Origin of the sequence: Planctomyces sp. SH-PL62 (assembly GCF_001610895.1) — a bacterium.
Taxonomy (GTDB): Bacteria; Planctomycetota; Planctomycetia; order Isosphaerales; family Isosphaeraceae; genus Paludisphaera.
Genome location: NZ_CP011273.1, coordinates 1,801,527 through 1,822,648, shown reverse-complemented (window position 1 = coordinate 1,822,648; position 21,122 = coordinate 1,801,527). Strand labels below are relative to the sequence as shown.

At 69.1% G+C, this 21,122-nt stretch carries 19 protein-coding genes and 2 pseudogenes; 16 read left to right on the top strand and 5 right to left on the bottom strand.

Annotated elements, in window-relative coordinates:
* Positions 1-29: 29 nt before the first annotated feature.
* On the bottom strand, positions 30-797 hold the full coding sequence (locus VT85_RS07045) for a class I SAM-dependent methyltransferase (protein WP_068412545.1): 768 nt from the start codon (positions 795-797) through the stop codon (positions 30-32).
* A gap of 154 nt (positions 798-951) precedes the next feature.
* Between VT85_RS07045 and VT85_RS07040 the strand changes: the two genes are divergently transcribed.
* The 5 genes from VT85_RS07040 (at position 952) to VT85_RS07020 (ending at position 4,714) form a co-directional block, all read left to right on the top strand.
* Complete coding sequence (locus VT85_RS07040; RefSeq protein ID WP_068412542.1) at positions 952-1,716, top strand: 4'-phosphopantetheinyl transferase family protein; 765 nt, start codon at positions 952-954, stop codon at positions 1,714-1,716.
* Positions 1,717-1,833: 117 nt separating this feature from the next.
* On the top strand, positions 1,834-2,709 hold the full coding sequence (locus VT85_RS07035; RefSeq protein ID WP_082858412.1) for an RING finger protein: 876 nt from the start codon (positions 1,834-1,836) through the stop codon (positions 2,707-2,709).
* Between the two features lie 154 nt (positions 2,710-2,863).
* Entirely contained in the window at positions 2,864-3,172 is a 309-nt protein-coding gene (locus tag VT85_RS07030; protein ID WP_068412539.1) for a Rieske (2Fe-2S) protein, read from the top strand.
* A 72-nt stretch (positions 3,173-3,244) separates the two neighbouring features.
* Positions 3,245-4,231 (top strand): GNAT family N-acetyltransferase, encoded by a 987-nt coding sequence (locus VT85_RS07025; RefSeq protein ID WP_068412536.1) that lies wholly within the window; start codon positions 3,245-3,247, stop codon positions 4,229-4,231.
* Between the two features lie 78 nt (positions 4,232-4,309).
* Positions 4,310-4,714 (top strand): hypothetical protein, encoded by a 405-nt coding sequence (locus VT85_RS07020; protein WP_068412533.1) that lies wholly within the window; start codon positions 4,310-4,312, stop codon positions 4,712-4,714.
* A 28-nt stretch (positions 4,715-4,742) separates the two neighbouring features.
* On the opposite strand, the gene VT85_RS07015 is transcribed toward VT85_RS07020, so the two are convergent.
* Positions 4,743-5,726 (bottom strand): serine hydrolase, encoded by a 984-nt coding sequence (locus tag VT85_RS07015; RefSeq protein WP_068412530.1) that lies wholly within the window; start codon positions 5,724-5,726, stop codon positions 4,743-4,745.
* Between the two features lie 397 nt (positions 5,727-6,123).
* On the opposite strand from VT85_RS07015, the gene VT85_RS07010 reads away from it, so the two are divergent.
* Positions 6,124-7,224, top strand: coding sequence for a peptidylprolyl isomerase (locus VT85_RS07010; RefSeq protein ID WP_068412527.1), 1,101 nt, complete (start codon positions 6,124-6,126; stop codon positions 7,222-7,224).
* 55 nt (positions 7,225-7,279) lie between these two features.
* Here the strand turns inward: VT85_RS07010 and VT85_RS07005 are convergent, their stop codons facing one another.
* Complete coding sequence (locus VT85_RS07005; RefSeq protein WP_197491140.1) at positions 7,280-8,254, bottom strand: NAD-dependent epimerase/dehydratase family protein; 975 nt, start codon at positions 8,252-8,254, stop codon at positions 7,280-7,282.
* A gap of 395 nt (positions 8,255-8,649) precedes the next feature.
* On the opposite strand from VT85_RS07005, the gene infC reads away from it, so the two are divergent.
* The 8 genes and pseudogenes from infC to VT85_RS06965 all read left to right on the top strand — a co-directional run bounded on the left by infC (position 8,650) and on the right by VT85_RS06965 (position 16,874).
* A complete protein-coding gene (infC, locus tag VT85_RS07000) occupies positions 8,650-9,162 on the top strand; it encodes a translation initiation factor IF-3 (protein WP_068421543.1) in 513 nt (170 codons plus the stop codon).
* A gap of 279 nt (positions 9,163-9,441) precedes the next feature.
* Positions 9,442-9,630 (top strand): annotated as a pseudogene (rpmI, locus tag VT85_RS29960) (50S ribosomal protein L35); the annotation flags it as partial.
* A gap of 212 nt (positions 9,631-9,842) precedes the next feature.
* On the top strand, positions 9,843-10,241 hold the full coding sequence (gene rplT / locus VT85_RS06990) for a 50S ribosomal protein L20 (RefSeq protein ID WP_068412521.1): 399 nt from the start codon (positions 9,843-9,845) through the stop codon (positions 10,239-10,241).
* Positions 10,242-10,252: 11 nt separating this feature from the next.
* Entirely contained in the window at positions 10,253-11,260 is a 1,008-nt protein-coding gene (gene pheS, locus VT85_RS06985; RefSeq protein ID WP_068412518.1) for a phenylalanine--tRNA ligase subunit alpha, read from the top strand.
* 73 nt (positions 11,261-11,333) lie between these two features.
* Positions 11,334-11,570, top strand: coding sequence for a hypothetical protein (locus tag VT85_RS06980; RefSeq protein ID WP_068412515.1), 237 nt, complete (start codon positions 11,334-11,336; stop codon positions 11,568-11,570).
* Between the two features lie 11 nt (positions 11,571-11,581).
* Positions 11,582-13,141, top strand: coding sequence for an APC family permease (locus VT85_RS06975; RefSeq protein WP_068412512.1), 1,560 nt, complete (start codon positions 11,582-11,584; stop codon positions 13,139-13,141).
* Positions 13,142-13,145: 4 nt separating this feature from the next.
* Positions 13,146-15,167: a phenylalanine--tRNA ligase subunit beta gene (pheT, locus tag VT85_RS06970; RefSeq protein WP_068412509.1), complete on the top strand. Its 2,022-nt coding sequence runs from the start codon at positions 13,146-13,148 to the stop codon at positions 15,165-15,167.
* Positions 15,168-15,266: 99 nt separating this feature from the next.
* Positions 15,267-16,874, top strand: coding sequence for a hypothetical protein (locus VT85_RS06965; RefSeq protein ID WP_068412499.1), 1,608 nt, complete (start codon positions 15,267-15,269; stop codon positions 16,872-16,874).
* A 573-nt stretch (positions 16,875-17,447) separates the two neighbouring features.
* Here the strand turns inward: VT85_RS06965 and VT85_RS29955 are convergent.
* Positions 17,448-18,077, bottom strand: a pseudogene (locus tag VT85_RS29955) (efflux RND transporter periplasmic adaptor subunit); the annotation flags it as partial.
* Between the two features lie 245 nt (positions 18,078-18,322).
* Between VT85_RS29955 and VT85_RS06960 the strand changes: the two are divergent.
* Together VT85_RS06960 and VT85_RS06955 are read left to right on the top strand one after the other, a co-directional pair.
* Positions 18,323-19,681 carry a Gfo/Idh/MocA family protein gene (locus tag VT85_RS06960; RefSeq protein ID WP_068412496.1) on the top strand — a complete coding sequence of 453 codons (1,359 nt, stop codon included), beginning with the start codon at positions 18,323-18,325 and terminating at the stop codon, positions 19,679-19,681.
* Positions 19,682-19,791: 110 nt separating this feature from the next.
* On the top strand, positions 19,792-20,028 hold the full coding sequence (locus VT85_RS06955; RefSeq protein ID WP_156512720.1) for a hypothetical protein: 237 nt from the start codon (positions 19,792-19,794) through the stop codon (positions 20,026-20,028).
* Between the two features lie 36 nt (positions 20,029-20,064).
* Here VT85_RS06955 and VT85_RS06950 read toward each other — a convergent pair whose 3' ends face one another.
* Positions 20,065-21,120: a tetratricopeptide repeat protein gene (locus VT85_RS06950; RefSeq protein WP_068412490.1), complete on the bottom strand. Its 1,056-nt coding sequence runs from the start codon at positions 21,118-21,120 to the stop codon at positions 20,065-20,067.
* Between the last annotated feature and the right edge of the window lie 2 nt (positions 21,121-21,122).

Below are 21,122 nucleotides of genomic sequence, written 5' to 3'. Positions count from 1 at the left end.
CGGGTCGACGTGGGACCTCGCGAGGCCGCTCACGGCGCGACCGGCGCGTCGGGCTTGTGGAATCGCGCGAAGAAGTTCTCGACCAGTTGGGGACGAGCCCCCTTGGCGTCCAGGGTGAAGCCCGCCGCTTCGATCTCACGGAGGAATTCCGCCTGGCCTGCGCGGACGTGCTTGAGCACGAACTCGCTGCTCTTCCCCTCGACGCGGTCGAACTCGATCAGGATGAGCGTCCCGCCGGGCCGGAGCGCCTGGCGGATCGACGCCAGCATCTTCTCGTGATCCTCGAAATGATGGTACACGTCGCTGAGAAAGACGAGGTCGACGGAGTTCGCCTCGAGGTTCGTCGAGTCCTGCGAGCCCAGCACGGTCTTGACCTGTTTCCGGCCGTTCTTCTCCGACTCGGCGGCGATGTGGCGGAGGAATTCCTTGGAGACGTCGACGGCGAAGACCCGGCCTTCAGGGCCGACCTTCTCGGCGAACAGCCGAGTGAACAGGCCCGACCCCGCGCCGACGTCGGCGACGGCCATCCCGGGCTTGAGCCCGAGGGAGGCGACGATCGCATCCCGCTTCGCGAACACCTCGCGGTCGTGCGACTCGAATCGTTCGATGAAGCCCTTGGCGTGCCCCGGCTTCTGGAACTGGTCGTTGATCTTGGGGTCCACCCTGGTCTTCGGTCCCTTCCCCTCCTGGGGAGTCCCCTGGGCCGCAGTCGTCGACCCCGCCAGCGCGAGCGTGACGCCCACCAGCCCGGCCGTCGCCGATCTCAGCAGTCGGATGCTCCGTCGATACCCGGCCATGTGAAACCCTCGGTTCGAAGTCGTGTGGACTCCTCGCAAATCGACTTCCAATAAATACCAGGGCCGGGTTCTGATACAAGGGCCTGGCCCGCGCCCCTCCCCTCCGTCGTCCCGAGAGGCGGGCCCCGCGCCCGGCCCCCATTTGGAACGAACGATGCCGTCGCCGAACGACTTTCCGCCCCCCCCGAGGTTGCTCGACTACCCATCCGGGCTCGCGACCATCAACCAGGCCCCGGCCGATCGGGAGGTTCACGTCTACCGCGTGGACCTGTCTTCCGGCCCCGAGGGAGACGCCTTCCGCGACGCGCCGGAGTGGGAGCGGCTCTCGACCGAGGAACGCGCCCGGGCGGAGCGGTTGGTCCGCGCCCGCGACGGCCGTCGCTTCGTGCGCTGCCGGGGGGCTCTGCGGGCGATTTTGGGGGCTCTCACCGGAATTCCGGCGGCCGACGTGAGGTTCCAGGTGGGGCCGGGAGGCAAGCCGGCCCTGCCGACATCATCCGACGTCGCGCACGAGACCTGGCGGTTCAACGTCACGCATTCGGGAGAGTTGGCCCTGATCGCCGTCGCCCGTCATCTGGAGTTGGGAGTCGACGTGGAGCAGACGCGACCGATCCAGCAGGCCGAGCGGATCGTGCAGTCTTACTTCACGGCCGACGAGGTCGCCGAGTTCCTGAAGCTCGACGACGACGGCCGGGCCGCCGCGTTCATCCGGGGATGGACCCGGAAGGAGGCGGTCGTGAAGGCCCAGGGGGTGGGCCTGGCCGGGTTGGCCACCGAATTCGAGACCCTGTTCGGGACCGCCCCCCCCGCCGACGACTTCCGACGCTGTTCGCCCTGGCCGATCGTCCGGGGCTGGACGCTCTGGGAGGTCTCCCCGCGACCGGGATACGTCGCCACCCTGGCCGTGGCGGAGGGTTGAGCCCGACCCTCGGATTCGGGGGATTATCGCGTTGCCGGGGCGGCCCCGCCGTCTTTAAGATGGGAGTCGCGTCCCGGCGATTTCCCTTCCCCTTGCCGACGGGAGCGACGACCTCGCATGGGCTTGATCGGCTTTGCGGTGTGCGTTCTGGTGGCGTATGGGCTGATCCGGCTGCTGGCCAAGTCGGCGGCCTGGGTGACCGGCTCGCGCTATCGCGCCTTTCGCCGGCTGGCCGCCCGTCACGGAGGCCGCTACGAGACCCGCGGCCTGTCCGACTCGCCGATCGTGAGCTTCCCGCAGGGGGAGGATCTCGTCCGCGTGGGCCTCGCGCCGGCCTCGGCTCGCCGCCCGGGGGTGATCAGCACCCGAGTCGTCGTCCGCTTCCGACGGGGGATTCCGTTCCGGCTCGATCTCGCGCCTCGGGAGTCGCCGCAGCTCCGACCCCCAGCGAAGGGGACGCAGCCCGTCTTTCTGGGCGACCGCGAGTTCGACGGCGCGTTCGTCGTTCAGGCCAACGACCCGGACATGGCCCGCGACTTCCTGGCGCCGGCCACCAGGTGGGCGATCGCGGGGCTCCAGCGCCTGGTGCGCCCCGGCGGCCTGACGCTCGCGGTCAGCCCCGAGCGGCTCCTTGTGCAACTCGACCGGGATCTGAGCGACGACGAAGACTCCCTCGTCGCCGCCGTCGCCGAGACGCTGACGATCCACCAGGGGCTTCGCGAAGGGGTCCGCAAGCGGATCAGCGAGGGCGTGACGCTCCTTGAGGAGGACGGCGAACCCGACCCCGACGAAGGCCCCGCCGTCTGCAAGGTCTGCGGCGAGGTCGCCGATCTCGGCCCCCTCGTCGTCTGCGTCAAATGCGGCGCGCCCCATCACCGCGACTGCTGGGAGTTCGTCGGCTGGTGCTCGATCTACGGTTGCGGAGGCAAGATCGGCAGGCCCCCCGAGGCGGCCTCCCCGCAGGCGTCGCGCTCGCTTCCCCCCCGCCCCTGAGAAGCTTCGACCGACCGTCGAGTTTTCGCGTAATCATCTAGAACGCCGGGACCTCGCCGACCCCCCACGATCGGTCGTGATTGTGGTAGACTGGCGTCGAGGAGAGGTCCGGCGAGTCGCCGCGACCGCGTGCCGAGCAGTCGAGGTCGTGCGCATGCCCAAGTTCGTGAAGATGGCCACCCGCGAGGAACTCCCCGTCGGCGGCGCCAAGGAGGTTGAGTTCGAGGGGCGCGTGTACGCGCTGTTCAACGTGGACGGCCAGATCTCGGCGATCGACGGCATCTGTCCCCACCAGGGGGGCCCGCTGGCCGACGGCCCGCTTGAAGGCTGCATGGTGGCCTGCCCCTGGCATGGTTGGGAATTCAACGTCCAGACCGGCCAGACGCCGCTGGGACCGAAGATCAAGGTCGACGTCTTCGAAGTCAAGGTCGAGGGCGACGACGTGCTGGTGCTCGTGCCTTGAACCGCCGGACCGGCCGCGCCGAGGCCGCGTCGGTCCAATTCCCCGACGTCCTGGAACCTCGCGACTTCGCCGGTGATCCACTTTCGACCCTTTCGCAATCCCGACCCCCCCGCCCTGCTGAAGCTCTGGAACGCCGCCGTTCCCGAGTCCGTGGCCGCACGCCCGCTGCGCGTTCACGAGCTGGACGACCAGGCGTTCAATCCGGTCATCTTCGACCCGCGGGGGCTGATCGTCGCCGAGCGTGACGGTCGACCCGTCGGGTTCGTGCACGCGGGGTTCGGCCCGGATGAGACCCATCCCGAGCTTCCGTTCCATCTCGATCACGACCTGGGCGTCGTCTCGATGCTCGCCGCCGAGCCGGGCGACGAGGAGGCGGCCGTGGCGCAGGCCCTCGTCGTCGAGGCGGAACGCTACCTTCGGAGCAAGGGAGCCAAGGTTCTTTACGGCGGCGGTCGCTTCCCGCTGAATCCGTTCTACTGGGGGATCTACGGCGGCAGCGAGGCTTCCGGCGTACCGTCGAGCCACAACCGGTTCTCCTCCGCGCTCAGCAGCCTGGGCTATGAGCCGATCGGCACCGCCGTTCACCTGCACTTCGACCTGACCCGCCCCGATCCCCGCGATCCCCGGGCGGCGATCCTGCGACGCCAGCTCAACCTCCAGTTCGACGAGGACCATCTCCCCACGTCGTGGTGGGAGAACATCGCCCTCGGCGATTTTCATCCGATCTACGCCTCGCTGCGGTCACGCGACGATGGTGCCGAGGTGGCACGCGCCAAAACCTGGGACATGAGCGCGTTCGGCCGGGTCGATGGTCGGGCTCGACTGGGAGTCTTTGACGTCGAGGTCGCCGCGACTCATCGTCGCAACGGATACGGCCGCTTCCTCATGGGCGAGGTCGTCCGCGAGGCCCGCGAGCGAGGCTTCCAGGTGGTGGAGGTCCAGACCCTGGCCGAAAACGAGCCGGCGCTCGCCTTCTACCAGGCCCTCGACTTCGAACCCGTCGAACAATCCACCGTCTTCCGACTCCCCGCCCCTTTCCCCGACCGTTCCCGACCCTGACAGAATCTCGGGACGCCGCCGCGTCCCCTCGGTCCTTCCTTCGACCACATGAGACGTTCCGAGCGGAGACGCCCGAAGATGACGGTCGACGAGGCCTGTCGTTTGGTTTCCTTCGGGCTCGTGATCCTGATCTGGATGGTGCAGCGCATCGTTTACCCGGGATTCGCGGCGGTTGTCCCCGAGTCGTTCGTTTCCTGGCACTCTCGGTACACCCGCGCCATCACCTGGATCGTCGGCCCCTTGATGCTCGCCCAGGTCGCGCTGCTGGGGTGGCTTCTGTTCGACCGTCCGAACGTCAGGCTGGGACTGGCCGCCGTCGCGGTCGGCGCCGCCTGGGTGTCCACGATCGCCCTCTCGGTCCCCGCCCACGACGCCTTGCAGGCGGGCGGGCGCGACGCCGACGTGATCCGACGACTCGTCGCGACGAACTGGATCCGGACCATCGCCTGGACCTCGGCGTTCCTGCTCCTGATCGGCTCCTGAGCCGCAAATCACCGCAGAGCCGAGGAACTCAGGGGTGATCCGGCCCCCGCTTCGCTCCTCGCAACTCGTCCACGGCGTCCCTGGCGATCCGGTCGGCCGCGTCCTGGAGCTTCGCGGCGGCCTCGGCGGGGGGCGTGGCGCCCGGATCGTCCAGGGCGAGCATGACGACGTAGACGATCGTCGGGGCGTCGGGCCGTTCGTACCAGCCGGTGACCACGCGGGTGATCGGGAGCGAGTCGAGCGCCCCGTTCTTGAAACGGCGACGGCCCCGAGCGGCGTCGTCGGAAACTTCGACGGCCGTCCGGCAGGCTTCCACCGTGGCGGCGTCCAGGCCCGGGACCTCGCGCGACGCGAGACGGCGGAGGACTGCGCCGAGGCCCTCGGCGGTCGACTCGTTGTCGCCCCGGGCCTTGCGATCGGTCAGCATGTAGCGGCGGACCATGATCGAGGCGAAGCCCGGGTCGCGTGCGTGGACCAGCCGGGTCGCCTCGTCGGGGCCGCCCAGGAGCGCGATCGCCACGTTCGAGGCCGCGTTGTACACGAGGTTCGTCGCGTTGTCCGAACCCAACATCACGCGGCCGATCCGTCGCACGCTCGCCCCCGAGAGCCCGGCCCGGATCTGCTCGCGGCCCCTGGGCTCGAAATGGGCGACCGCCGGATGATCGTCCTTCAGGATGTCATCGAGGCCGGGGGGCGGGGCGTCGAGGTCCCTGGAGAACTTCGCGAACATCTCGATCATGATCGCCGTCTTGATCGCGCTGGCGGTAGGGAGGACGGCGTCCGCGTTCTTCCGGAGAACGGCGGCCTCCCCCTGCGTTCGAGGGAGTTCAAAGACGTCGACTCCCACGCGGACCCCCTCATCGAGCCCCTCCATCAAACGGTCGACGACGGCCGGGCCGACCAGGGCTTGCGCGTCGTCGGCGCGGGACGCGGCGTCCGTGAAGGTCATCAAAAAGCCGGTGAGGATGGTCCTGAGGAGGCGGACTCCCCTCCGCGAAATCGTCTTGGGCACCGATCCATCCCCCGTCGCTTGCTGGCCTGGTACGCGTCGCGGCTGGCGCCTGGCGTGAACATCATCGACCACCGCATTCGTCGCCGCAACCCCGGCGCACGGAGCCCGGCCCGGAGACGCTCGACCAGGTCGGTCGCCGCCCTCCCGTCCGTCTCCGCGACTCCGCGCCGCGGGCCGCGACGTCGCCCGACATGACGGCGCCGTCGGGCAGGTTCCGCCGGTTCGGAGAGCCCCCAGGGTTTCTGGGGCGATTCGCGCGGCGGGACTTGAGGAAATCGTTATAATCCGGAAAATCGGCCGACTCGTCGTCCCGTGCGAACGACTGAGGAGGAGGCCCGACCGGATGGAGCCCTCGGGCGTCGGTCGGTCCGTCGCCTTTGTGTAGGGAGAGCCCTTGATGCGCAGGATCGTATTCGCCAGTCTGGCCGTCGTCGCGGCGGTCGTCGGATGGAACATCGCGGCCGGCATGGCCGTCGCCCAGAACGCCCCCGCCCAGCCGAAGGCCGGATCGCCGCCGCAGGGGCAGGCCGGGGCGCCTCCCGCGATCGCCAACCCCGCCGAGGTCGTCGCGACGGTCGACTACAACGGCGCGACCGAGAAGATCACCAAGGGCGAGGTCTACAACGTCATCACCCGGTACCCGATCCCCCCCACCGAGGATCGCGACCTGGTCTACCGCGACGCCGTCGACACGCTGGTCAACACGAGGCTGGTCACCCAGTTCCTCAACCGCCAGCGGATCACGATCAAGCCCGAGCAGGTCCAGGAGGAGATCGGCAAGCTGGAACAGGGGCTCAAGTCCGAAGGCAAGGACCTGGCCACGTCGCTCCTGGAGAACGGCTTCTCGCTCGACGAGATCAAGAAGGAGATCGAGGACCGCCTGCGCTGGATCGAGTACGTCAAGGCGAAGGCGACCGACGCCGAGCTGAAGAAGTTCCTCGCGGCCAACCATGACCTGTTCAGCGGGACCCAGGTCCGGGCCAGCCACATCCTGCGGAAGACCGAGCCCAACGCCTCCGCCGCCGACAAGGCGAAGGTGAAGGGGCAGCTCCTGGCGATCAAGAAAGAGATCGACGCCGGCAAGCTGACCTTCGCCCAGGCCGCCGACAAGTACTCGGAGGACCCGGCCAACGAGGGAGGCGCCGGCGGCGACCTGGACTTCTTCAACCTGAACAGCGGCTTCATCCCCGAGTTCACGGACGTCGCCTTCAAGCTCAAGCAGGGCTCCGTCTCCGAGCCCGTCGAAACCCCCTACGGCTACCACCTGATCCAGGTGACCGACCGCAAGGAAGGCAAGCCGGTGGACTTCGAGCAGAACAAGCCGTACATCACCTCGGGCTACGCCGCCGAGCTCCAGCGGAACCTTCTCACCGAAGCCCGGAAGGCGGCCAAGGTCGAGGTCAAGCCCATGCCCAAGGATCTCTTCCCGCCGATCCAGGCCCAGGCCGCTCCCGCCGGGGCTCCCCCGGCCTCTGCTCCCAAGGCCAAGGCCGAGTAAGGCGCCCGCCGATCGAACCCGGCCCCCTCCTCCGCGCGAGGAGGGGGCCCGATCCTCAGCCCAGGTCCGACAGGTCGAGTCTCCCCTCGCGATGGAGGCTCGCGAACCGTTCGAAGGTCTCGGCGATCCCCTGACGCAGCGGCGTGCGGGGGATGGGGCCGAGCGCGGCCTGGAGGCGGGAGTCGTCCAGGCTGGGGGCGATGGGAAGCTGCTTGTCGCCGTGGCTGACCAGCGGCCCGGCGGCCGGGACCACCTGCGCCAGCGTCTCGACGAACGCCTCGATCGGCTCGACCGCCCCTCGCAGGTTGAACGCCTCGGCCCCCTCGAACGGAGCCTCGAGCGCCCTGACGAACGTATCGGCCACGTCGCCGACGTATTGCAGGTCCTGATACCCGCCGTAGCTGATCCGATAGGGCCGACCCACGGCGACCGACTTGATGGCCTTGGTCGGCTCGCTCGTCATGCCGAAGTCCCGGCCCACGCCGTAGACCGTCCAGGGACGCAGGCCCACGCTGACCACGCCCCGGTCCAGCCAGTAGACTCGCGCGTTCAGCTCGTTGCAGACCTTGAACGCCCCGTAATGGGTGAGCGGGGCCAGCCGGATCCGGTCCGCCAGGGGGCCCTGCGATCCCTCTTCGGGCGGGCCGTGCACCGCGGCCGAGCTGGCGTAGACCACCCGCGCGACCTGCTCGCGAAGGTCGGCCGCCGCCTCGAACACCGCCAGGGTGCCGATCACGTTGACCATCGCGCCCCGGATCGGGTCGGCGCGGCAGGTCGGCGCCTGAAGCCCCGCCAGGTGGAGGATCTGCGTCGCCCCGGTCTCCTCGACGGCCTTCCGGACCGCCCCGCGATCGGCAACGTCGCCGGCCAGGAAGCGGACCCCCGCCTTCGCCGAGGCGTCCAGGATCAAGTCGAGCCGGTGGGAGTCCTCGACTAGGTCGAAGATCGAGACCTCATGGCCCGCCTCGACCAGCCGCTTCACCACCCAGGAACCAATGCAGCCGTAGCCGCCCGTCATCAAGACCTTCACCCGCTCGCTCCTTTCGGCGTCGATCTTCGACGGCCGCGAGGCCCTCGCCCCACCTTCGCCGCGCGACGCACTTTGCTTCGCGGCGTTGTACGGCATCGGCCAGGCCGCGCCAAGCATCTCGACGCCGGCCGCCGAGAGGGGCGCGAGGTCGGCCCGAGGCGGGGGGAGGCGACGACCGCGCCAGGAAAACGGCGGCTTCGAACCTGCTATGGACTTGACATCTCGACGCTGTCGACATAATGGTTTAAGTTGCCTTGCGACGACCGAATCGGACGGCCGTAGGGGCCGTACCGGGGTCGTTCGGGATCGGCCGACCGGCCACCCGACGCGGGCGGGCCTGCGTCGGCCCCCACGCCGTGAGGCGATCCCTGTCACCCGTCCCCGAGGAGGACGTCATCGGACCGATCGAGCGAGGACTGAGGGTCAACGAGCAGATCCGTATCTCCCCCGTGCGGGTCATCAACGCGGAAGGCGCCATGCTCGGCGTCATGCCGACGAACAAGGCGCTCGAGGCCGCGCGAGAGGCGGGGATGGACCTGGTCGAGGTCGCTCCCAACGAGCGGCCGCCGGTGTGCAAGATCATTGACTACGGCAAGTTCAAGTACACCCAGAAGAAACGCCTGACCAAGCAGAAGCAGCACCAGGTCCAGATCAAGGAAATCCGCGTCCGCCCCAAGACCGGCGACCACGACATCGAGGTCAAGGTCAAGCGGGCCCGCGAGTTCCTGGAAGCCAAGGACAAGGTGCTGGTCAACGTGCTCTTCCGGGGCCGCGAGCTGGCGCATATCGACGAGGGCCGGCGCGTGATGGACGAGGTCCTCCACGCCCTCGAAGAGGTGGGCAAGCTGGAGAAGACGCCGTCGATGGAAGGCCGGAGGATGACCGCCATCCTGGCCCCTCGGGCGTGATCCCGGGATAGAAAGGGCTCGCTCGGCGCGGATTTCCTGCGCCAAGCCGGGCGGGCCGACTGGACGACGGCGGCGGCGTTCTGTTACGATGGGCCGCTTGCCCGCCATCGGTCCCCGATCGGCGTCCCCCCGGTGCCGGCTCTGGGCTGCCAACGCCGACGCCGACCCGGGGCGAGACGATCCGTTCCCGACGCGGGGCGACTCCGCGGCGGCGAGGCGTCCCCCGCGACCATCGGCCGGGCGACGACCGAAACATATTGGAAACAGGACGGTAGCGCAATGCCCAAGATGAAGACCCATAAGGGGATGAAGAAGCGGTTCAAGGTGTCGGCCACCGGCAAGGTCTCGCACAAGCGGTGCGGGTCGTCGCACTTGAACAGCCACAAGAGCGGCAAGAAGATCCGCCGGCTCCGCAAAAAGAGCTTCCTGGGCGTCTCCGCCGAGGCGAGTCGCGTCCGCAAGGCCCTCCGCCGGCGCGTGTCGACCAACCCCCAGGCCGTCGAGGCCGCCCGTCTCGCCGCCATGGCCGAAGACAAGGCCCTCGAGACCGAAGGCGCCGCGGCCGCTTCCGCTCCCGCCGCCGCCGAGTGAACCGCCCCCAGCAGCCGCTCTCCAGCGATTTCCCGAGTCCTTTCAGCGGGCGCCCGACCCCCATCGCGCCCTCAGCGAGATTTTGAATCATGCGTGCAAGAAAAGGTGCGGCCCGGCGTCAGGCCAAGAACCGGCTGTTCAAGGCCGTCAAGGGATTCGTCGGCGGCCGCGGGCGGCTGCTCAAGTCGGCCAAGGAGACCCTCCTCCGCGCCGGCATGTTCTCGTTCCGGGACCGCCGGGCCAAGAAGCGCGACTTCCGCAAGCTCTGGATCATCCGCCTCAGCGCCGCCGCCGAGATGCGCGGCCTGAAGTACAGCCGCCTCATCCACGGCCTGAAGCTGGCGAACATCGCCCTCGATCGCAAGAGCCTCTCCGAGCTCGCCATCTTCGACGCCGAGACCTTCGACGCCATCGTCGCCAAGGTCCGCGCCGAGTTGGACAAGCACGAGGCCCAGGTCCAGGCCCGTCAGAAGGCCAAGACCGCCTGAAGCGAGCTGCGATGAGCCCCACGGAATCGCTGGAACCCGCCCTCCTGGAGCTTGACAAGCTCCAGGACCAGGGCGTTCGCGCGTTCGAGTCGGCCGCCTCCCCGGACGACGTCGAGACGGCGCGCATCGAATATCTGGGCCAGAAGCAGGGCCGGGTCAAGGCCGCGCAGGAACGGCTCAAGTCGCTCCCCCCAGACGTCAAGAAGGAATACGGCCGCCGGTTCAACGGCGTCAAGCAGGCCCTCGAAGCCGCGATCGAGGCCGCTCGCCGGCGCGTCGAGCGACGGGCGGTCGCCGACGGCGGCGTGGACGTGACCCTGCCGGGGATCGCCCCCCGGCTCGGGCACCGCCATCCGCTCTCCCAGACGGCCGACGAACTGATCGACATCTTCGGTCGGTTCGGCTTCGCCGTCGCGCGCGGACCCGAGGTCGAGGACGTCCGTCACAACTTCGACGCCCTGAACATCCCTCCGGTCCACCCGGCCCGCGACCCTCTGGACAATTTCTATTTGTCCGAGGGGACCATGCTCCGGAGCCAGACCAGCACGATCCAGATCCGCGTGATGGAGTCCCAGCCCCCTCCGGTCCGGGTCGTCGCCATCGGCCGGGTCTATCGGCCCGACACCGTGGATGCGACCCACTCGTTCATGTTCCATCAGATCGAAGGTCTGATGGTCGACGAGGGGGTGACCATGGGGGACCTCAAGACCATCCTCCGCCTCTTCGCCAAGAGCTATCTGGGCGAGGACGTGCAAATCCGCTTCCGGCCCTCGTTCTTCCCGTTCACGGAACCGAGCGTCGAGGTGGATATGCTCTGGCACGGCGGGCGGCGATGGGTTGAAATGGGGGGGGCGGGGATGGTCGACCCCAACGTTTTCAAGGCCGTCGGCTATGATCCCGAGCGAGTGACCGGTTTCGCCTTCGGCCTGGGCATCGAACGCCTCTGCATGCGTCGGCACGGCATCGACGACATTCGCCTGCTGTACCAGAACGACGTCCGCTTCCTCGACCAGTTCTGAGGTTCCGGCGGCTTGCTCGATTCCGATCCGGGACCTGTCGCAGGGCACACCGAACGAGTAAGGGGCCTCTCTCATGAACGACGTCAAAGACAGCGTGATCGTGACCGCGGGGGCGACGTCCCACGGCGTCTGCGTGCATCATCACGACTTTCCCGAGGTCCGCGCCGAAGGCCAGAACCCGAAGGAGGCCGCCGTCCTGCTGGGGAGCCGGCTGGCCGCCGCCATGGACACCGCACTCACCGACTGGCGGCGTGCGTCGTTGACCAAGGCGATCACCGACGTCGACGAGTACGTCAAGCGGGAAGGCTGAGAACGATCCCCATGGCGAGCGAGCCCTCCGAACCCGCGAAAGCCGCGAAGTCCAGGCGGGCGCCGGCCCTGGTGCGAGATCTGGGCGTCCTGGACGCGGCCATGCTCGTCATGGGCTCCATGATCGGCTCGGGCGTGTTCATCACGTCGGCGGAATCGGCCCGACTGGTGGGCGCTCCGGGCTGGCTGATGGCCGCCTGGGCGCTCGCAGGCCTGATGACCGTCGCCGGGGCTGTCTCCTCGGCCGAGCTGGCCGGGATGATGCCCAAGGCGGGCGGCCAGTATTATTATCTGCGCACGGCGTATGGGCCGGTCGTCGGCTTCCTGTTCGGCTGGTCCATGTTCCTGGTCGTGCAGACCGGGACCATCGCGGCGGTCGCCGTGGCGTTCGCGAAGTTCCTCGGGGTGTTCATCCCGGCCGTATCGGACAAGGTCGCTTTGCCAGCCCTCCGGTTCGGCCCCTATGCGCTCCGAGTCTCGACCCAGCAGGCGGTCGCCGCCACGGTGATCGTCGGCCTGACCCTCGCCAATACGCGGGGGCTGAAGCTGGGGAAGCTCATCCAGAATTCGTTCACCCTCGCCAAGACCGGCGCGCTCGTGGGCCTGATCCTCGTCGGCGTCCTGCTCGGCGCGAGCGGGAAGGCCGCGGCGTGGACCGCGTCGTGGTGGGACCCCTGGGCGAACGGCTGGACACCCAACACCTATTACACCGAGCCCCTGCCGGTCGACGGCTACGGCGCCGTCCTGCTGCTGCTGGGGCTGGCGATGATCGGCCCCTTGTTCTCCTCGACGGCCTGGAACAACGTCACCTTCGTGGGCGAAGAGATTCGCGATCCCAGCAAGACCCTCCCCCGGGCCCTGTTCCGGGGGACGTCGGTGGTCGTCGCGCTTTACCTCCTGGCGAACGTTTCGTATCTGGTCTCCCTCCCCTTCTCGGAGATCCAGAACGCGCCCCAGGATCGGGTGGGGACGGCGGCGATGGAGGCGGCGGTCGGGTCGAGCGGCCGATATCTGATGGCCGGCGCGATCCTGATTTCCACGTTCGGCTGCGTCAACGGCCTGATCCTGGCCGGCGCCCGCGTCTTCTATGCGATGGCCCGCGACCGCCTGTTCTTCCAGGCCGCAGCCCGCACGAACGCCCATCACGTGCCGGCCGTCGCGCTTTACGCGCAGGGGATCTGGGCTTGCCTGCTGACCCTGCCGGTGACGGTCTCGGTCCGCGAGGAGACCGGCGAGGTCGTCTACGGCAATCTCTATAGCGAGTTGCTGGAATACATCATCCCGGTCGACATGGCGTTCTGCATCGTCATGGTCGCGGCGGTGATCGTCTTGAGGAAGAAAGCCTCGTTCCTCAGCCGACCCTACAAGACGTTCGCCTACCCGCTGCCGCCGGTCGTCTACATCACCCTGGCGACCCTGCTGGTGGTCGATTTCCTGTACCTGAAGCCCCTGACCTCGGGCGTCGGATTCCTGATCGTGCTGGCGGGCCTGCCGGTCTACCTGCTCTGGGACCGCGTCCGATCGTCGTCGTCCGGGCGCCGGACGCCGAAACCCGAGCCCGCGAGCGAATAGCCCGATGATCGTCAGCTGGAACCAACTCACCGAATACGTCCGCCTCGACATGCCCGTGGAGGCTCTCGCCGAACGACTGGCCCTGACCGGCTTGAACCATGAGTCGACCGACGACGTCGGCGGCGACCTGGCGATCGACCTGGAGGTCACCAGCAACCGCTCGGATTGCCTGGGGCACCTGGGAGTGGCGAGGGAGATCTCGGTCCTGTTCGAGAAGCCGCTCCGCATCCCGGCCGCCGCGCCGAGGACCTCGGGAATCGGCGTCGAGGCCCTGGCCGGGGTGACGGTGGAGACCCCCGAACTCTGTCCGCGGTTCTCGGCGCGGGTGATGACCGGCGTGAAGGTGGGCGAGAGCCCCTGGTGGATGAGGCGTCGGCTGGAGACGCTGGGCGTCCGGCCGGTCAGCAACATCGTGGACGTGACGAACTACGTCATGTTCGAGTGCGGCCAGCCCCTGCACGCCTATGACCTGGACAAGCTGGAAGACCGTCGCCTGGTCGTCCGCAAGGCTCGTAAGGGAGAGACGCTGAAGGCCATCAACGGCCGCGATTACCTCCTGGAGCCCGAAATGCTCGTCATCGCCGACGCCTCGCGGCCGGTCGGGCTGGCCGGCGTGATGGGGGGGCTGGAGACGGAGATCGGGCCCGGGACGACGAACCTTCTCATCGAGGCCGCCCGATTCGACGCAATGTCGGTCCGCAAGACCTCGCGCGCCCTGGGCCTGTTCAGCCCGTCGAGCTTCCGTTTCGAGCGGCCCCTCGACCCCGAGGTCGCCGACTGGGCCAGCCGCCGCTGCGCCGAGCTGATCCTCGAGCTTTGTCCGGGGAGCGTGCTGCATCCGGGGGTCGTCGACGTCGGCCGCCCGGCCCCTCGCCGCGAGCCGATCATCCTGCGGCTGTCCCAGATCCCCCGCGTCCTGGGGATCACGGTCGATCCGATCGAAGTCCGGCGGATCCTGGAGTCGCTCGGGCTCGAGGTCGTCGAGGAGAACGTCGGCTCGATCCGCGTCGTCCCGCCGAGCTGGCGAGCCGACCTGGATCGCGAGATCGATCTCATCGAGGAGATCGCCCGGATCCACGGGTATGAGAAGATCGTCGAGAACCGGCCGATTCCGGTCACGAGCGCCCCGCGCGGGCGTCGCGAGCGCGTCGAGTCGGCCGTTCGAGACACCCTGACGGCCCTGGGGATGGATGAGGCCGTCACGTTCAGCCTGGTCGAGGACTCGCTGGCGGCGCCGGTCGCGGGCGAGGGCGCGGACGCCGCCCCGCTGCGGGTCTCCCACTCCAGCCGGAAGCGGGAGAACGCGCTAAGGCGGAGCCTGATCCCCAGCCTGCTGGCCGTCCGGCGCCACAATGAGGCCCACGGCGTCGCCGACGCCCGCGTGTTCGAGATCGCCGACGTCTATCTCCCCCGCGAGGGGGGCCAGACGCCCGAACAGCCCACGCGCCTGGGAATCGTCGCCGGCCTGGATTTCCGAGGGCTGAAGGGGGTCGTCGAGACGCTCCTGAGGAGCCTCCTGGTCGCCGAGCCGCTCTCGGCGAAGCCGGCCGTACTGCCGCTGTTCGCCGAAAGCCGCGCCGCGGAGTTGTTCGTCGGCGAGGTCCGGCTCGGCTGGATCGGCGAGGTCGACGCCGGCAAGATCCAGGAGTTCGACCTTCGCGCGGCCTGCTCGGCCGTCGAACTGGAGTTGGGCGTCCTGCTGGACAGGGGACGGACGGTCGCCGCTTATCGGCCGCTCCCCAGCTTCCCGGCCGTCGTCCGCGACCTCTCGCTGGTCCTCGATCGCGCGGTCTCCTGGGGCGAGTTGGCGGCCGTCGTCGGCGAGTCGGCCGGGGAGTCGTTCCGCCAGGTCGACTACCTCGACACCTTCCGCGGCGGCAACCTGACCGACGAGCAGCAAAGCGTCCACTTCAGCCTCATGTTCCGTCGCGACGACCGCACTCTCACCGGAGACGAGGTCGAGCTGGCGGTCAAGAACGTCGTCGAGGCATGCTCCCGGAAGCTGGGCGCGATGTTGCGCGCGTAACGGACGGGCACGCGATTCGCGGGACATGATCGGTGAAACCCGTTCCTCTGGGCGTCCTTCTTGAATGGAGGGCGACCCGAAACCGCGAGTCGGAATCCCATGGCGGACCTGCGAGAGACCTTCAGCGGCTGGCGGATGAACCTGACGCTGCTCCTCCGGGAGTGGCGGACCGGGGTCTTGCTGCTGCTCTTCCTCGGCCCGTTCGGCGTCTACATCGTGCTGGGGTCGCTCTGGCTCTGGGAGCACGGCTGGATCATCCCCGGGGTCCTGGCCTGGATCGCGGCCGGCGGCCTGTTCGCGATCTTCGCGGCCCGGTGGACCACCAGCACGCGGACGGTCCTCCCCCCTCTCGACTGGGACGCCCCGAAAACTTTCTCGCCCCAGGACCGGGAGGCGTGGGAGATCATCGAGGAGGAGGCCCGTGCGTCGGAAGCGCTGGCGATGGAGGCCCTGATCGACGGCGACCGATACATCGAGACCGGCCGCTCCCTCATCGCCCGACTGGCGAACCACTACCACCCGGACTCCGCGCACCCGCTCGACGAGGTGCCGGTCGTCGAACTCCTCAGCGCGCTGGAGCTGGCGGCCGAGGACCTCGCGAAGCTGACCCGCCAGGTCCCCGGCGGCGACATGATCACGCTCTCGCACTGGCGGCGCGCCCTCCAGATGGCCAATTACATCTCCAAGGCCAACGACCTGTACGCGTTGGTCTCGCCGTTCCTCAACCCGCTGAGCGGGCTGACCCGGATCGGCACCCGCGAGCTGATCGTGAAACCGGCCTGGAAGAACATGCAGCAGAACGTGCTGCGCTGGTTCTTCCAGGCGTACGTCAATCGCCTCGGCGTGCACCTGGTCGAGCTGTTCAGCGGCCGGCTGGCGATCGGCGTTGACGAGTACCGTCGGCTGACGCGCCGACGGCCGATGTCGTCGCTCAAGCCCGACCCCGACGACACCCTGACCATCGCCGTCGTCGGTGCCCGCGAGTCCGGCAAGTCCCGCCTGATCCAGGCGACTCGCGACATCTTCCAGGGGGACGACCGGCCGGTGCGGGCGAGGCTCGAAGGTCTGGGGCTCGACGGCTCGCTGGTCGACCGCCTGAAGCACGTCAAGTACACGGAGGTCCCCGGCTACACGGCGAAAGGCTCGGCCGAACGGGAGGCGCGGTCGGATCGGCAGTCGCGTGAATTCGCGGTCGCCTCGTCCTTGGACGCGGACATGCTGATCCTGGTGGTCGACGGCCTCAAGAGCCTCCAGCCGGCCGACGTCGCCTTCGCGAAGGCGTGGGACGCCCATTTCCTCCAGAATCCGCATCGGGAAGCCCCGCCGGCGCTCGTGGTGGTGACGGGGATCGACCGCGCCGAATTCGGCCCGTCGTGGCAGCCCCCCTACGACTGGACGGCCGGGCAGGGCGTGCGCGAGACCGCTGTCCGGAGCCTGTTCGACTCGCTCCGGGCCTCCTTGCCGCCGACCTTCACCGAGTACGCCGCGGCCGGATTGCCGGAGGAATCGGCGTTCGGAGTGGTGGAGCACGTCCTCCCCTCGCTCGCGGCCCAGCTCCACCGCGCCGAGCGAGCCGCCCTGCTCCGTCGCCTCCAGGCGGCCGCCGGCCGATCCAAGCTCGGCCGGGTCGTCGGGCAGATCGGCGCGCAGGGTCGGAACGTCTGGACGCACCTCAAGAACCGGCGCAAGGCGGCGAAGTCGTCCTGATCGAGATTGATTAGAACGGCGTGGCGCCGGGATTCGCACCCGGGGCCGGCTGAGCGGGCCGCCTCGGCGACCGAGGGGCGGGCCGCGACGGGGGATCGCCGGCGGCGGGCCTGGTCGGCGCCGCGCGGGCCGGCGAGGTCGCCGGCGCGATCGAGGCGGCCTGGCCGGGCTGGCCGGGGTCGGGGGGGCGCCCTCCACCTTGTCCCCGGCGCCGAAGCGGACGAACGTGCCGGGAAGGAGCGGCACCGACGTCGCCACGATCAGCGCGTCGCTCGCCCGGAATGCGCCGGAGACCTGCACACGCTCCGGGCCGACGTTCCCCAGCGTCTTGATCCGCACGTCGACGACGTGCTCGGCGCGAATGACCTGCACCGTCGAATCCGGCGAGCCCGCCGCCGGCACCTTGATCGCCGCACGCGGCACCACCGCCACCGGCGAGATCGGCAGGCTGGTGGTCCTCAGGCGAAGCCCGGGCTCCAGATCGCCCTTGGTGTTGGGGACGTGGATCCAGGCGGCGGCGAACGGGGTCGCCAGTTCGCGAAGGGGCTGGAACTCCTCGGTCGTCGGCAGAGGGATGATCGCCTGGACCTTCGCGGACTGCTCCTCCCCCTCGATCGAGACCCTGGTCTCCTCGCCGGCCTTGACCGCGCGGCGATCGACGGGGGCGAGGGCCTTGAGGATCGAGACGTCGGCCAGCTCGGCGATCACCGTCCCCTTGAGGACGTACTGCCCGGAGGAGACGGGCGTGGCCACGATCCGCCCCGCGAACGGCGCGCGAAGGGTGAGGCGGTCCAGCTCGAGCCGGGCCAACTCGACGCGCGCCTGGGCGATCTCGACCCGGGGCTGCTTCGCGTTGGGCGCAGGGGGCGAGTCCGCGAACGCCAGCTCAATTTCGAGCAGCTCGGCCTGGGCGATCCGCAGCCGCGCGGAGGCCTCGGCGCGGTCGATCTCGGCGATCTGCTGGGTCTCGCGCACCGTCGAGCCCAGGGTCGCGTCGATGCTTCTCAGCACCCCGTCGGCGGGCGCGATGAGCGACACGTTGCGGATCGGCTCCAGGGTCGAGACGACCTGGAACCGCTCGGGCGCGGTCAGCTCCAGCGGCTCCGCGTCGATCGTGGCCGAGGTCGGCAGGCTCTGGGCGCGGGCCTGGGCCGACAGGGCGAGCAAGGCGATCGGGGCGAACCTCTTGAGGACGTGGTTCATGGGAGCCCTCGCACGGCGACAGGAAGAGAGGGGCATGCGGCGTCCCTTCGCGTGGATGGGGACCACCGCGGCGTTTCGGCCATTGTACGGCAGTCGACCGGCGGCGGGCCACGCCCCGTCCGGCCGACGATCGCGGCCCTTTCTTTCGGCCCCGGCGCGCAGTACGATCGGCGTCAAGGACCGGTCGACGGCCCTTCCCCACGCTGCGGTGCGATCCCATCCAGTCCCAGGCGAGGCGAACAGCGATGACGAACGAGAATGTCACGAGGCGAGGATTCGTGGGGACGGCGGGCGCCGCCGTCGGGGCGGCCTCCGTGTTCGCGGCCCCGGCGATCGGTCGGGCCTCGGCGGCGAGCGAGCGCAAGCGGCTGGGGATCATCGGCGCGGGGAGCCGGGGGAATCAACTCCTGGACGACTTCCTGAGGCAGGAGGACGTCGACCTCGTCGCCGTGGCCGACGTCGACGACAATCACGCCGGCGCGACCGCCGACCGGATCAAGAAGGTGAAGGGGGGCGAGCGCCCCGACGCCGGCCGCGACTACCGCGCGATGCTCGACCGGAAGGACCTCGACGCCGTCATCATCGCCACGCCCGACCACTGGCACGCCCTGCCGACGCTCCACGCCGTCCTCGCCGGCAAGGACGTCTACGTCGAGAAGCCGGTCGCGCACAACATCGCCGAAGGCCGGGCCATGATCGAGGCCGGCAAGAAGACGGGCAAGATCATCGCCGTCGGCACCCAGCAGCGGTCCTCGAACCACTTCCGCAAGGCCGTCGAGGTCGTCCAGTCCGGGAAGCTCGGCAAGGTCTTCTGGGTCCAGACCTGGAACTTCGAGAACATCAGCCCGGTCGGGATGGGTCCCTCGCCGGACGTGGAGACGCCGCCGTACGTCGACTACGACAGGTGGCTCGGCCCCGCGCCGGAGCGGCCGTTCAACCTCAACCGCTTCCACCTGCTCTTCCGCTGGTACTTCGACTACGCCGGCGGCATGATGAGCGACTGGGGCGTGCATCTCAACGACATCGTCCTCTGGGCCCTCAACGCCAGGGCGCCCCACAGCGTCTATGCCACGGGGGGCGTCCGCACCAGCGAGGACGACCGCGACACGCCCGACACCCTCCAGGTCGTCTACGAGTTCCCCGAGACCACCCTGACGTACTCGATGCGGAAGGGGAACGGGTACAAGTTCAACGGCCACGACTACGGGATCCTCTTCTGCGGAACCGACGGCAGCCTGATGCTCGACCGCTCGGGCTTCGAGATCATCCCCGACCAGGTGGTCCTGCCCTACGGCATCAAGCTGGTCCACGGCGACCGCGAGCCCCGGAAGATCGCGCTGGAGGCGTCGAAGGAGAAGGGTGACGACGGCCAGGGGCCGCACGTCCGCAACTTCCTCGACTGCCTGGCCTCGCGCGACAAGCCGACCAGCGACATCGAGATCGCCCACCAGTCGACCAACACCTGCCACCTCGGGAACATCGCCTACAAGCTGGGCCGGAAGCTCTCCTGGGACGCCGACGCCGAGCGCTTCAAGGACGACCCCGAGGCTGACGCCCTGCTCTCCCGCGAGGCCCGCAAGGGCTACGAACTGCCGAGCGTCTGACGCCGGCCCCGAAGAACCGCGAAAAATGCACGCCGGGCGAGGGCGAGGCGGGAGTCTCGCTTCCGCCCGGCGTTTCCACACGACCGGCGTCCTGATTCGAGATGATCGCCATGCCCCGCCATTCCGGCCAGCTTCTCCGCATCCTCGGGCTTCTGATGGAGATGTTCGGCCTCTCCTCCCTGGGCCTCTCCGCTCGGGACGGCACAGGCCACTGGTTCGGCATGACGTCGAACCAGGTCTGGGCGATCGTCGTCGTCGGCTTCGTCTTCTGGCTGACGGGGACGATCCTGAACTTCAACGAGGCCGTCCGACGCCGCGAGGAATCGACGCGCAGAGACGACGACTGACGCCCCGGGCCGAACCGGATCGCGCCGCTCGCCGCCTCAGCCCTGGGGTTGCTTCGTCCAGAGGCTGTTGGGGTAGTCTTGCTTGAGGCGCTGGGCGTACTCGTCGGCGCGGGGAAGCTGGCCCATCTTCCGGAAGATCTGCTCGATGCGGCGGAGCGAGCGCGGGTGCTCCTCCTTGTCCTTGCCGTAGAGCAGGTCGACGTGGAGGTAGGCCAGCAGGGCGTCCTTGGGGCGGGCGGCGGCGGAGAGGCAGTCGCCGAGCGTGTTGTAGGCCTTGGACTGGATGGCGGCGTCGTCGGCGTCGGCCGCCGCGATCACCTGGCGGACGAGCGACTCGGCCTCGTCGTACTTGCTGGCGGCGATCAGGGTCTCCGCCTTGACCAGTCGGAGCTCGACCTGTCGCGGGGAACCCTCCGGGGAGGCGGCGATCAGCCGATCAAGGTCGGCGCCGGCGGCCTGGAGGTCTCCCCCCTTGAGGAGCAGGCGGGCCTTCAAAACGGCCGCCTTCTCCGCGCCGGGGGGGATCTTGGCGAGTTCGGCGAGGTTCGCCTCGGCCCCCTTGAGGTCCTGGGCGTGGAGCTGGAGCTTCGCCAGGATCTCGCGCGCCGGGACGATGTGGCGACCCTTCCCGTGCGTCTGGATGAAGGCCGAGAGCTTGCCCATCGCCTCCTTGACCTGGTCGGGCTCGGTCAGGGCGAGGTCGGCCAGGGTGGCGGCTTCGCGATAGAGGGCCGCCTCGACGATCAGGGGTTTGCCGGCGGCCTCGGCGGCCGCCTTCTTGAACTGGGCGAGCGCCTCCGCCGCACGACCGGCGCTCGCGTTGGTCTCTCCGAGTTGCAGCGACGCCGGCTGGCCCTGGTATTCGATCGAGTCGATCTGGTCGGTCGGAACGTTGATGGTCGCGGTCCCGAGCGAGACCACGACCTGTTCCGGCGTTTCCGACTGGACCTGGCCGCGGACGGCCCCCCCCTGCCCCTGCTTGAAGGTCGTCCCCGGGATCAGGTGGACGACGTCGGAGCGGGCGGTCCCCGCGGTCAGGGCGAGGACCGCGAGTCCCACACCGGCCCCTCGGATGAACTCCATCGGCGACATGC

Coding starts and splice junctions, on each gene's coding strand:
- VT85_RS06975 (WP_068412512.1), top strand. CDS start 11,582: ATGGCGAGCGAGCCCTCCGAACCCGCGAAAGCCGCGAAGTCCAGGCGG.
- VT85_RS06950 (WP_068412490.1), bottom strand. CDS start 21,120: ATGTCGCCGATGGAGTTCATCCGAGGGGCCGGTGTGGGACTCGCGGTC.
- rplT (WP_068412521.1), top strand. CDS start 9,843: ATGCGTGCAAGAAAAGGTGCGGCCCGGCGTCAGGCCAAGAACCGGCTG.
- VT85_RS07040 (WP_068412542.1), top strand. CDS start 952: ATGCCGTCGCCGAACGACTTTCCGCCCCCCCCGAGGTTGCTCGACTAC.
- VT85_RS07030 (WP_068412539.1), top strand. CDS start 2,864: ATGCCCAAGTTCGTGAAGATGGCCACCCGCGAGGAACTCCCCGTCGGC.
- VT85_RS06980 (WP_068412515.1), top strand. CDS start 11,334: ATGAACGACGTCAAAGACAGCGTGATCGTGACCGCGGGGGCGACGTCC.
- VT85_RS07020 (WP_068412533.1), top strand. CDS start 4,310: ATGACGGTCGACGAGGCCTGTCGTTTGGTTTCCTTCGGGCTCGTGATC.
- VT85_RS06955 (WP_156512720.1), top strand. CDS start 19,792: ATGCCCCGCCATTCCGGCCAGCTTCTCCGCATCCTCGGGCTTCTGATG.
- VT85_RS07010 (WP_068412527.1), top strand. CDS start 6,124: ATGCGCAGGATCGTATTCGCCAGTCTGGCCGTCGTCGCGGCGGTCGTC.
- VT85_RS06960 (WP_068412496.1), top strand. CDS start 18,323: ATGACGAACGAGAATGTCACGAGGCGAGGATTCGTGGGGACGGCGGGC.
- VT85_RS07045 (WP_068412545.1), bottom strand. CDS start 797: ATGGCCGGGTATCGACGGAGCATCCGACTGCTGAGATCGGCGACGGCC.
- VT85_RS07035 (WP_082858412.1), top strand. CDS start 1,834: ATGGGCTTGATCGGCTTTGCGGTGTGCGTTCTGGTGGCGTATGGGCTG.
- VT85_RS06965 (WP_068412499.1), top strand. CDS start 15,267: ATGGCGGACCTGCGAGAGACCTTCAGCGGCTGGCGGATGAACCTGACG.
- pheS (WP_068412518.1), top strand. CDS start 10,253: ATGAGCCCCACGGAATCGCTGGAACCCGCCCTCCTGGAGCTTGACAAG.
- pheT (WP_068412509.1), top strand. CDS start 13,146: ATGATCGTCAGCTGGAACCAACTCACCGAATACGTCCGCCTCGACATG.